General features: G+C 72.8%; 10 protein-coding genes. 2 read left to right on the top strand and 8 right to left on the bottom strand.

The features are described 5' to 3' along the window. Nucleotides 1–37: 37 nt before the first annotated feature. On the bottom strand, nt 38–295 hold the full coding sequence (locus ACFVHO_RS37910) for a hypothetical protein (protein ID WP_385725059.1): 258 nt from the start codon (nt 293–295) through the stop codon (nt 38–40). A gap of 175 nt (nt 296–470) precedes the next feature. On the opposite strand from ACFVHO_RS37910, the gene ACFVHO_RS37905 reads away from it, so the two are divergent. Then, nucleotides 471–878 (top strand): XRE family transcriptional regulator, encoded by a 408-nt coding sequence (locus tag ACFVHO_RS37905; RefSeq protein ID WP_385725057.1) that lies wholly within the window; start codon nt 471–473, stop codon nt 876–878. 149 nt (nt 879–1027) lie between these two features. Continuing rightward, nucleotides 1028–1285 carry a hypothetical protein gene (locus ACFVHO_RS37900; protein ID WP_385725055.1) on the top strand — a complete coding sequence of 86 codons (258 nt, stop codon included), beginning with the start codon at nt 1028–1030 and terminating at the stop codon, nt 1283–1285. A gap of 122 nt (nt 1286–1407) precedes the next feature. Here the strand turns inward: ACFVHO_RS37900 and ACFVHO_RS37895 are convergent, their stop codons facing one another. The 7 genes from ACFVHO_RS37895 to ACFVHO_RS37865 form a co-directional block, all read right to left on the bottom strand. After that, nucleotides 1408–2940: a carboxylesterase/lipase family protein gene (locus ACFVHO_RS37895; protein WP_385725053.1), complete on the bottom strand. Its 1533-nt coding sequence runs from the start codon at nt 2938–2940 to the stop codon at nt 1408–1410. A gap of 164 nt (nt 2941–3104) precedes the next feature. Further along, nucleotides 3105–4277 carry a trypsin-like serine peptidase gene (locus ACFVHO_RS37890; protein ID WP_385725051.1) on the bottom strand — a complete coding sequence of 391 codons (1173 nt, stop codon included), beginning with the start codon at nt 4275–4277 and terminating at the stop codon, nt 3105–3107. A gap of 174 nt (nt 4278–4451) precedes the next feature. Next, nucleotides 4452–5054, bottom strand: coding sequence for a DUF2867 domain-containing protein (locus tag ACFVHO_RS37885; RefSeq protein ID WP_385725049.1), 603 nt, complete (start codon nt 5052–5054; stop codon nt 4452–4454). Between the two features lie 44 nt (nt 5055–5098). Continuing rightward, nucleotides 5099–5791 carry a TetR/AcrR family transcriptional regulator gene (locus ACFVHO_RS37880; protein ID WP_385725047.1) on the bottom strand — a complete coding sequence of 231 codons (693 nt, stop codon included), beginning with the start codon at nt 5789–5791 and terminating at the stop codon, nt 5099–5101. Nucleotides 5792–5993: 202 nt separating this feature from the next. Continuing rightward, the gene (locus tag ACFVHO_RS37875) at nt 5994–7526 is read right to left on the bottom strand and encodes a helix-turn-helix domain-containing protein (protein WP_385725045.1); all 1533 of its coding nucleotides are present in this window, start codon (nt 7524–7526) and stop codon (nt 5994–5996) included. Then, complete coding sequence (locus tag ACFVHO_RS37870; protein WP_385725043.1) at nt 7523–8317, bottom strand: SAM-dependent methyltransferase; 795 nt, start codon at nt 8315–8317, stop codon at nt 7523–7525. The genes ACFVHO_RS37875 and ACFVHO_RS37870 overlap by 4 nt, the downstream gene beginning before the upstream one ends. After that, nucleotides 8314–9159: a helix-turn-helix domain-containing protein gene (locus ACFVHO_RS37865; RefSeq protein ID WP_385725041.1), complete on the bottom strand. Its 846-nt coding sequence runs from the start codon at nt 9157–9159 to the stop codon at nt 8314–8316. The genes ACFVHO_RS37870 and ACFVHO_RS37865 overlap by 4 nt, the downstream gene beginning before the upstream one ends. Nucleotides 9160–9377 lie beyond the last annotated feature (218 nt).

Below are 9377 nucleotides of genomic sequence, written 5' to 3'. Positions count from 1 at the left end.
GGTCGGCGCGGCGCCACGCCGACCCATCGGACAGGCCCTAGTCGTGGTAGTCGTGGACGCGCCAGCCGACGCCGGGGAGTTCCTCGAAGAGCTCGGCCGCGACGAGTTCCTCGGCCTGGCGCCGCGGAGCCCGCGCGTCGACCACGAGCCTGAGTTCCCTCGACGTGATGACGCGGTCGGTGGGGTTCGCGGCCGACCAGCAGATCGCGGACACGTAGAGACGGAACGCCCCGTCGGACAGGAACCGCACCCTCCAGTTCCACGGGAACCGCTCATCGATGTGTGCCCACGTCATCGGCGCCTCTTTCGTCGGCGTTGACTGCTTCTCGGCCGTTCCCTTCTCGTATACAGGACGTCTACGAAAACGCACGCGGTTTTGCGGATTCGCCTCCCGGGCCCGCGAGGGGATGGCGCACCCACCACGGGTGGCGTAGGAAGGGGCAGGCCGACAAGCAGGCAGGATGAGCCTCATGGGCGAGCAGGACCGGACGGACTTCAACGACCTCGTGCGCGAGCGCAGGGCCGAGCTGGGCATCAGCCTCCGGGAGTTGGAGGCACGGTCCGTCGACCCGGAGACCGGTGAGCAGGCCCGGTTCGGGTGGATCTCCAAGGTGGAGAAGAGCCGGGGGATCGACGCCCCGCCCCCGGCGTTGCTGCGCGCCCTGGCGACGGGCCTCGCGCTGCCGCTGCGGGTGCTCCAGGAGGCCGCGGCGGCGCAGTTCCTCGGTTTGACCGCGTACGTATGGAGCGCGGACCGTACGACGCGGGTGCTCGCCGCGCACATCGAGGAGATGTCGGACGCCGAGCGCCGGCAACTGGCGGACATCGCGGAGACGTTCGCCCGCAGGCGGGCCCGCAGCGAGGGCGCGCCGGATTAGCGCCGGGCACCCGTACGTGGTGACTCGCTCTGGCCGCCGGGTGGTCGGTGTGGCACAGTCGGTGACCCGCTGTCCAGGGGCGCAGCCGGATCCCACCGTTCACGGTCTCTGTCGTGCGGCGGTGACGAGTGTGGCCGTGAAGGGCTGAGATGGCAGACGACAAGGCGCAGCGATGCGACGAGGCGGGCGAGCCGGGTGAGCCGCGCGCGGAATTCGACATGGAGTTCGTCGACTGGCTGCCGGGCGGCAGGGCCGTGGTTCCGGTGGAGAGCCAGGGACGGTTCACCTGGCTCGTGGTGCGCGGCCACATGACGGAGCAGGCGCGCCGCGAGTTCGTGCGGGAGCTCCAGCACATCGTGGGACGTGGCCTCTGGCGGCAGAACTGGCCGTCCGAGGGGGCGGAATAGGTACTGCCGGATACTCCGGCGCCGACAGCCTCAGCGGCAGCAACGGCACCTGCTCCACCGATCCCGGTGACCCACCCCGACGCATGAGTGCTGCAATCCCGCGTGAGGACGCCGGGGCGGGCTCAGTCCGCCGTCGGAGTCGTGTCCAGCGTGGCGAACACATGGTCCGCCCAGATCAGACGGGACGCCTCCTCCGGGTAGGGAGCCGTGTGCGGTTCCGCGCAGAAGACACGGGTAAGGCGCTCCTCGACCCGGTACGGGGCCCAGCCCGGGTCGCCGGTCGCGGCGAACGCCGTCCACGCGGCCCCCAACCGGTCCGAGAGCGAGACGGCCTCGTCGGACGGTGCGTCGCCCAGGAGCAGCGTGGCGATCCCGCCGTGCAGCGTGCCGAAGACGAGCGGTACGTCGAGCCCGTGGCAGGCGCCGAGGACGCCGCCCATCCCGGTCGCCTCCCAGGCGAGTTCGTACGCGTACGTCGAGCCGCCGCCCTCGGCGTGGGCCTGGGCCAGATGGAGGCTGGGCATGCGGAACAGCCAGTCCGACATCACCAGGTCCCGCAGCGTGGTCGGGTCGTCCGCCGCCTGCCCCGTCCGGTAGGCGCGCCGACCGGCGTCCCCGGGAGCGAACCAGGCCAGCGTCTCCTCGGCCTCCTCCCGTGTGACCAGGCCGAGTTGCCCCGACAGCGCGGTGAACAGCCTCGTCTCGTCCCGGGTGTGACCGGCCATCAGGGTCACATCCGCGCCCTGCCCCGCCCGGAGCGCCTCCCAGGGCGAGCGGGGCAGCACCTCGCCGTCGACCACAGGAGCGAACGGCATGCGCGCGCGTGCCGCCTGCCCCCACTGAGGCTCGTACTGGGCGATCTTGTGCAGTACCGCGTCGGCCGCGTCCCGCAGCGCCTCGGGGGTCGCCGCGGCCAAGGCGGCCGCCGTCGGGGCCGCCCCCAGCTCGGCCGCGACGGCGGTCCCGACGTCCGCGGCGAGGGCGGCGCTGTAGAAGGGGCCCGGCACGCTCTGTGCCACGGCTCGGTGGAAGAGCCCGTTCGCGCGGGGCATGGCAAGGAGCGCGGCGATCGCGCCCGCGCCCGCGGACTCCCCGAAGACCGTCACCCGGCCCGGGTCGCCGCCGAAGGCCGCGATGTTGTCCCGCACCCACTGGAGCGCGGCCACTTGGTCCAGCAGGGCGCGATTGGGCACCGCGCCCTCGTAGTGGCCGTAACCTTCCGCGCCCAGGCGGTAGTTGAAGGTGACGACCGCGGCGCCGCGCCGGGCGAGCTCCGTGCCGTCATAGGTCGGGCCGTCGGAGGTGCCGAACAGATACACCCCGCCGTAGATCCACACGAGCACGGGCAGCCCCGCCGCGCCCGGATCGGGTGTCCAGACGTTCACCGTCAGCCAGTCCCCGGATCCCGCCGCGCTCTCGGGCCCTCCCATGGGGCCGAAGGCCTGGGACTGCGGGGGAGACTCGCCGAAGGCGTCGGCGTGCCGCGTGCCCTCCCACGGCAGCGCGGGCGCGGGCGGCGCCAGCCGCAGGGGGCCGACCGGCGGCTGCGCGTACGGGATGCCCCGGAAGACGGCCACCCCGCCTTCCCACCGCCCGCGGACCGTCCCGCTCTCCGTACGGACGTCGGACACACGCTCAGAACCAGAATCAGTCACGCCGGTCTTCCTTCCCGCACGGAGCCGCCGCCGACACCTCGCGGGCCGTGATCCGGACGCCCCGGTCGGGGCGTCCGGGACGGAACGTCGGGTTCAGGACGTCCGGTTCAGGGCGTCTGGTTCGATGCCCACGTGGCCCGGCTCCCGGGCTCGGGCACCGTCGGCTAGGGGCGGTTGTCCACCAGGTCCTGGATCTGCGGATAGATCTTGTCCATGCGCGTGCCCACGTTGTGCGGGCAGGAGCCGCCCCAGTGCAGGGCGATCACCTTGTGCGAGGATCCGGCCACCACCGGGGAGCCGGAGTTGCCGCCCGAGGTGTCGCAGGAGTAGCCGACGTCCTCGGTGCCGAGCTGGGGGTTCCTGATGCCGCAGTAGGCGCCGCCGTCGCCCTCCTCGTAGAGGGATATGCGCTTCGGCTTGGTGTCGCCGTGACCGGCGATGTAGGCCCGCTCGCCCGAGACCGGCGCGCGGGTCTCGAGGAACAGCGTGCCGAACTTGGTGATCTGGTCGAAGTTGTCCACGCTGAACAGCGAGAAGTCGAGAGCCGCCGAGGTGCGGAGCAGGGCGTTCGCGCCCACCTTGGTGCCGGGGCGCGGATCGTTGCCGCCGCAGGTCGCGCAGTCGTAGTCGAACTGCACCTCGATGGTGTCGAGTTCGGCCTGTGTCTTGACGCAGTGGTTGTTGCTCATCATGTGGTTGCCCCGGCCCACGCGCCAGGCCGTGCACCAGCCGCCGCCGTTCTTCAGCATGCGGGCCACGCCGCGCGACGCGTTGTACTCCGTGGGGTGGCTGGTCTTGTAGCAGACCGCGTCACGGCGGCCGTCGGCGCCGCACACGCTGGGCGGGTTCTTGGCGGTGATCTCCGCCTTGTCGTAGCCGCGCCAGTAGCGGTCGATCGAGGCCTTCGAGCCTCGCGCGCCGCGGGTGTGCAGGGTGACCACGGCGGTGTCGCCGTCGACCGACATCGCGGCGAAGCCGGTGGCGCCGTGCCGCGTGAAGCCGGAGTCGCCGCGCGCGGCGGCCTTCAGCGTCGGATCGCCGTGGTACGTGTGCACCTCGCGTCCGGCAGGGTCCGCCACCGTCACATAGTCGCCGGGGGCCAGCGCGAGGCGGGCGAAGTGCACCTTCACGTACGCCGCTCCGCGGTGGCGGATCTCCTGCCGGGCGGGGTTCCCCGGGGACCCGAGTTCGAGATGGACCGCCTCCTCCTCGCCGACGGTGGGGATCGGAGCGGTCTGGGCGCGCGGCGGCGCGGTTTCGCCGGCCGCCGTCGGCGCGACGGGAACCAGGATGGTCGTGGCCACGAGTGCGGCGGCCACGACGATGCGTCTGAACACGGTTGCCTCCTTGGTGGGGGGTCGGCCCGAAGCGGACTGCTGCGCAGAACCGCTTCGACTCACCAAGGTAGGTGTGGACATGACAAGACGGGAGAGGCGTACCGGCCAGTGGTCGCCCGGCGGGTGCCCTTGGCTCCTGTGTGGCCCGACCCGCCGGGACGCCGCAGTCGCGAACTAGGCCGTGGGCTTGGTGCCTTGCGGCGGGTCGGCCCGCCACTCGGCGGCGATGCCGCGCATCAGGGGCGGGTAGACCAGCAAGTGCCGGAAGGGCGCGATCGCGGCCATGTAGGCCTTCCCGAACAGGCCGTTGGGCTTGACGAGCACGGCCATCTGACCGCGATAGCCGCCCTTGCCGTCCGGCACCCAGCCCATGTGCATCACCCCGTGCATGGTCCGGTTGCTCATCTCCGACGCCCACTCGTCGTCCGTGAGGAAGACCGACCGGAAGGGCAGACGGTCGAATTCCGGCCCGAAGGGGCCGTCGCGCAGATCGTCCGGCAGCCGGTCCCGCAGCGTCGCCACCCGGGCGCCGACCCCGGAGTCGGGCTTGTCCCAGCCGAACAGCTTCCCGAGCTTCCAGCGGATCGCGAACAGCGTGCGGGCGATCCAGGACGGGTTGTCGGACGTGTCGCCCCCGGTGGTCTGCCGCACCAGGTGCGGGAAGTCGTCGGGGCCTCCGGGCGTCGGCAGGGCCCACACGTCGTAGAGACGGAAGTCGGCCGTGATCTCGTGGATCCGCCAGGGGCGGGACGTGTGCGCGGTGTCGGGGAGCTTCATGCGTGGAACCTCCGTCTGCTCGGTTTTCAGTGACGACGAGGGGGCTAGTCCGATTCGGGCGAGGGCGAGGGCGAGGGGGATGGTGAGGGGGCGAGTCCGAGTACGCCCGCGACGGCCCGGGCCGCGAGCAGCTCGTCGTCCGGGGCCTGGCCGGCGAGGGCGATCACGGTGCCTTCGAGCGCGCCGACGAAGGCGAGCGCGAGGGTCCTGGTCGGCGGGCCGGGCGGAATCGTGCCCGCCGCGCGCCCGGCGTCGATGAGGCCGGCGCAGCGGGTGAGGAGCGTTTCGTAGTTCCGCTCGACCTCGCGCCCGACGGGATGGTCCTGTCCGCTGAACTCGAGGCGCAGCGCGATCGGGACGCGGGCCACGTCACGGCGGCAGAAGACGGCGTGGCCGCGGGCGAGGGTGAGCAGCGCCGCGACGGGCTCCGGTTCCTGCTCGACGAAGCGCGCCACCTCGTGCCAGTAGGTCTCGCGGAACCACGCGCACACGGCCAGGGCCAGATCCTGCTTGTCCTTGAACTGGTGATAGAGCGCGCCGCGCGTGTAACCGGCCTCGCGGGCCACCTGCTCCAGCTTGAGATGGCCGTAGCCGTGGCGGGACAGGCCCCGGGCGGCCGACTCCAGGAGCGCCGTGCGCGAGCGCGCGCTGCGATCGGCCTGGGTGGGGCGTCGGCCGGTGTCGTCGGGTGCGGCCGGACTCTCCCGCGCCTCGCCTCGCGCGTCCGGGGTCGGCATGACTGCTCCGCTCGGTCCGTCGAATCGGATGGTCGAAGTCCTGCTGCTGGTCGAAGTCCTGCTGCGCGGAGGCGGATGCCGTCCGCTGCCAACAATCATACATGCACGTGTGTATGTTTCTCGGCCGGGCGGACAGGCGCAGCAGCCCTTCGTGGTGGTGCGCGGAGCCGACGCGCATGCCCCCGCGCCCGACCGACTGCGCCTACCGCTGCACCCCTCGATAGGTCCTGCCCCCACGGCGCGGCAGCGCCGCCGGAGTGTCGGCGGGGGTGGCGATCGTCTCTGCGGCCAGGTGCAGCTCCGTCCTGATGGTCGCCGACGACAGCTCCAGGTCCAGGAGCTTGCCGCACTCCGCGAGCCAGGCCGTGAGGGTGGAGCGGTGCAGGCCCAGCTCGGCGGCCGCGGGCGCGGTCCGGCCCCGATGGCGCAGCCAGCACCGGAGCGTGATGCGGAAGCGGGTGTCCAGCGGTTCGAGCAGCCCGGACGCCCAGCGGGCCGCGTCCTGCGGGCCGAGCAGATCGGTGGGCAGCGGCGGGTCGGTGCGGAGGCGGGTCGGCGCGGTCGTCCGGAGCGGTGCGCCCGGGAGGACCGGAGCGGTCGCCGGGGCGGACGCGGCCTGCGCGGGTACGGGCAGGGGAGCGGCCGGCGCCCGCAGCGCGAGGAGCAACTGCGCCTGGACGGTCGGGTGGTCGAGATCGACGGCCAGGAGGCCCGCGGCGGTGCGCAGCCGTGCGCGTACCGTCCCCTCGGACACATCGAGGGCGGGCGCGGCCGTCAGTGCCGAGCCCGACCGCAGCCAGGCCTCCAGGGTCCGGCGCTGCTCCCGGTCCAGTGGCCGCAGGACGGCCGCGGACCAGGCGCCGAGGCGGTCGTCCGGCACGACCCGGAGCAGCCCGTCCGCGCCGAGGCCGCTCGCGGCGGCGAGGCGGCCCGCGGTGGCGCTGTGTCGGGCGGCCCCGGCCTCGGACCAGGCGGTGGCGAACATGTCCAGCGGCGCGGGTTCCGCCGCGCCCCCGGTCAGCTGGTGCCGTTCGGCGATGCGCGCGACGAGGGTGCGCGCCGACGTGTGATCGCCGTGCGCGCCGTGCCGGGCGACGGCCACCAGCTCCGTCCCGTCCAGACAGACCAGCATCCGGGGGCCGCCGAGGAACGCGCCGGGCTGCGCGGCCCGCCACAGGGCCTGGTAGGCGGCGTGCACGGTGCGCCCGGTGAGGCGGTACACGGTGGCGTGCGTCGCGGTGCCGTCGCCCAGGACGGAGGCGGCCAGGGCGTGTTGGCCGTGCAGCAGCAGGTTCAGTACGGCGGCGTGCAGCCGCTGCTCGGTGCCGCGCACGTCGTCCGCCCGCCGGGCCCGCACCCGCAGCAGGTCGGCGGTGGCCTGGGCGATCAGGGCGACGTGGGCGCAGGGCGCTCGCCCGGGGCCGACGACGAGGACGGAACCGGAGGCGTCGCCCACGTGCCGCACGGTGAGGTGCGGATGGGCCTGCGGGTGGGCGGCGGCGCGCTCGCCGTCGGGCCCCGCGGTACGGGGGGTGCTGTGGACGGCGCCGACCGAGGGGTCCACGAGCGCGGCCCAGCCGTCGGCGAGCGCGGCGGCCTCGGCGATCAGGACGGCGCCGGAGCGCGCCGCCGCCCGCGTCAGCCGCTGCACCCACTGGCTCGCCGGGTCCGGTGCGGCGGGAGTGGGCGCGGGCCCCGCGAGGTGCTGTGGACGTCCCGCGCCACCGGTCGTCATGAGATCCGGGCGACCCCGCCCCAGCCGGCCCGCTGCGTGAGCCGGCCGGTGGTGGCGTCGGGCCGCCAGTTGGGCCAGGAGACATAGCCGGGCTCGACGAGATCGAGGCCGTCGAAGAAGGCGATCGTCTGCTCCGGCTCCCGGAAGATGTAGGGGATCGCGCCGGAGTTGTTGTACTCCTCCTGGACCTCCCGGTGCCGCTCGTCGGCGGCGGTGGAGTGGCTCAGGGACACATAGCTGCCCGAGGGGAGGCGGGCCACGAGCCGGCGCACCAGCGACAGCGTCTCGTCCCAGTCCACGATGTGGCCGAGGACGTCATTGATCACTAAGGCGATGGGCCGGTCCATGTCGAGGGTCTTGGCGGCGCCCTCCAGGACGGCGTCGGTGTCCCGCATGTCCGCGAGTACGTAGTCCATCGCGCCCTCGGGCGTGCTCTTGCGCATCGCGTGGACGTGCAGCAGGACGAGCGGGTCGTGGTCGACGTACACCACCCGGGAGTCGGACGCGATGCGCTGGGCGACCTCATGGGTGTTGTTGGCCGTGGGAAGCCCGGCGCCGACGTCCAGGAACTGCCTGATCCCTGCCTCCCGCGCCAGCCAGGTGACGCTGCGTATGAGGAAGCCGCGGGACTCCTGGGCCATCGGCTCGATCATGGGGTACTTGTCGCGATAGGCGTCACCGGCGGCCTGGTCCGCGGGGAACCAGTCCTTGCCGCCCAGCCAGTAGTTCCACACCCGCGCGCTGTGGGCGACGGAGGTGTCGATCTGCAGCGGGTCCGTCGGCTCGGTCATGACAGTGCCTCTTTCGACTTGTCGGGATGGAGGGCGGTCGCGCAGGAGTAGTCAAGGAGCAGGCGGTAGTCGGTCACGGTGGTGGGCGCGTCCCAGATGTCGGCGGCGCCGACCGGGCCGCCCTCGCGGACCACCCGGTCGGGGATCTCCGGTGCCTCGACGCGGTAGACGGTGATGGCCGGTTTGCCCGTCAGGGCGTGCGGGGGGCCGTCGAGGGGATGGATCTGCAAGGTCACGTCCGCCCGCTCGGCGGCGGCCCGCAGCGCCGTCAGCTGCTCGGCCATGACCCCTTCGTCGCCGACGCGGGTGTGCAGGGCCACGGCCGACATCAGGGCCCAGATCCGGGTGTGCTGGGTGCGCAGCCGCTCCTGGCGCACCATGAGGAGTTCGGTGCGGGCCTCCTTGGCGGCGGCCGTGAGATCGGGCCGCAGGGCGTCGTCGACGGCGCGGGCGTAGGCCCGCGTGCGTAAGAGGGCGGGGACGAGTGCCGGTTCCCAGGTGCGGATGATGCTGGTCGCGGATTCCACGCTCATCAGGTCGAGTTGCCAGGGGTCCATGACGGAGCGCCAGGGATGCCACCAACCGGGCAGGTTGGCGGTCGCGAGCTTACCGAGGTACTCCTCGATCTCCGCGTCCGGTGCCCCGTACGCCCCGAGGAGCGAGCGGACCTGGCCCTCGTCCAGGGACGTCTGGGCCTGCTCGATCCGGCGGACGGTGACCGGGTGTGCGCCGAGGGCGTCGGCGGCCTGCTTGCGCGACAGTCCCGCCGCCTCGCGCAGGATCTTGAGCCGGGTGGCCAGAACCAGATGCGCGAGGGTCGGACCTGACCTTTCGCGGGCCACGAACCCTCCTTCCGGCACTCTCCGCAACTTGTGGACAGTGCACACCTTGTCGCTTGCAATCTGTGTGCGCAACCCTTTGAGTATGTCCATGGCGACAGCCGACGGGAATCCGGTCAAGTCGCCGTGCACTGCCTGAGCTTGCTTCGGCTGGAGTTGACGTGTCGGCGAGCCCGAGAGAGAGCGCGTCGGCACACCATGCGGCTGTGAGCCCCGTCGAG

This window comes from Streptomyces sp. NPDC127108 (assembly GCF_042677545.1).
In the GTDB taxonomy this organism is placed as follows: Bacteria; Actinomycetota; Actinomycetes; order Streptomycetales; family Streptomycetaceae; genus Streptomyces.
Note: the sequence above shows the minus strand (reverse complement) of the source record. Positions and strands in the feature narration are given on the sequence as shown.

Excerpts from the sequence above, each read along its gene's own strand:
- ACFVHO_RS37910 (WP_385725059.1), bottom strand. The coding sequence starts at position 295 with ATGACGTGGGCACACATCGATGAGCGGTTCCCGTGGAACTGGAGGGTG.
- ACFVHO_RS37900 (WP_385725055.1), top strand. The coding sequence starts at position 1,028 with ATGGCAGACGACAAGGCGCAGCGATGCGACGAGGCGGGCGAGCCGGGT.
- ACFVHO_RS37870 (WP_385725043.1), bottom strand. The coding sequence starts at position 8,317 with ATGACCGAGCCGACGGACCCGCTGCAGATCGACACCTCCGTCGCCCAC.
- ACFVHO_RS37905 (WP_385725057.1), top strand. The coding sequence starts at position 471 with ATGGGCGAGCAGGACCGGACGGACTTCAACGACCTCGTGCGCGAGCGC.
- ACFVHO_RS37875 (WP_385725045.1), bottom strand. The coding sequence starts at position 7,526 with ATGACGACCGGTGGCGCGGGACGTCCACAGCACCTCGCGGGGCCCGCG.
- ACFVHO_RS37885 (WP_385725049.1), bottom strand. The coding sequence starts at position 5,054 with ATGAAGCTCCCCGACACCGCGCACACGTCCCGCCCCTGGCGGATCCAC.
- ACFVHO_RS37880 (WP_385725047.1), bottom strand. The coding sequence starts at position 5,791 with ATGCCGACCCCGGACGCGCGAGGCGAGGCGCGGGAGAGTCCGGCCGCA.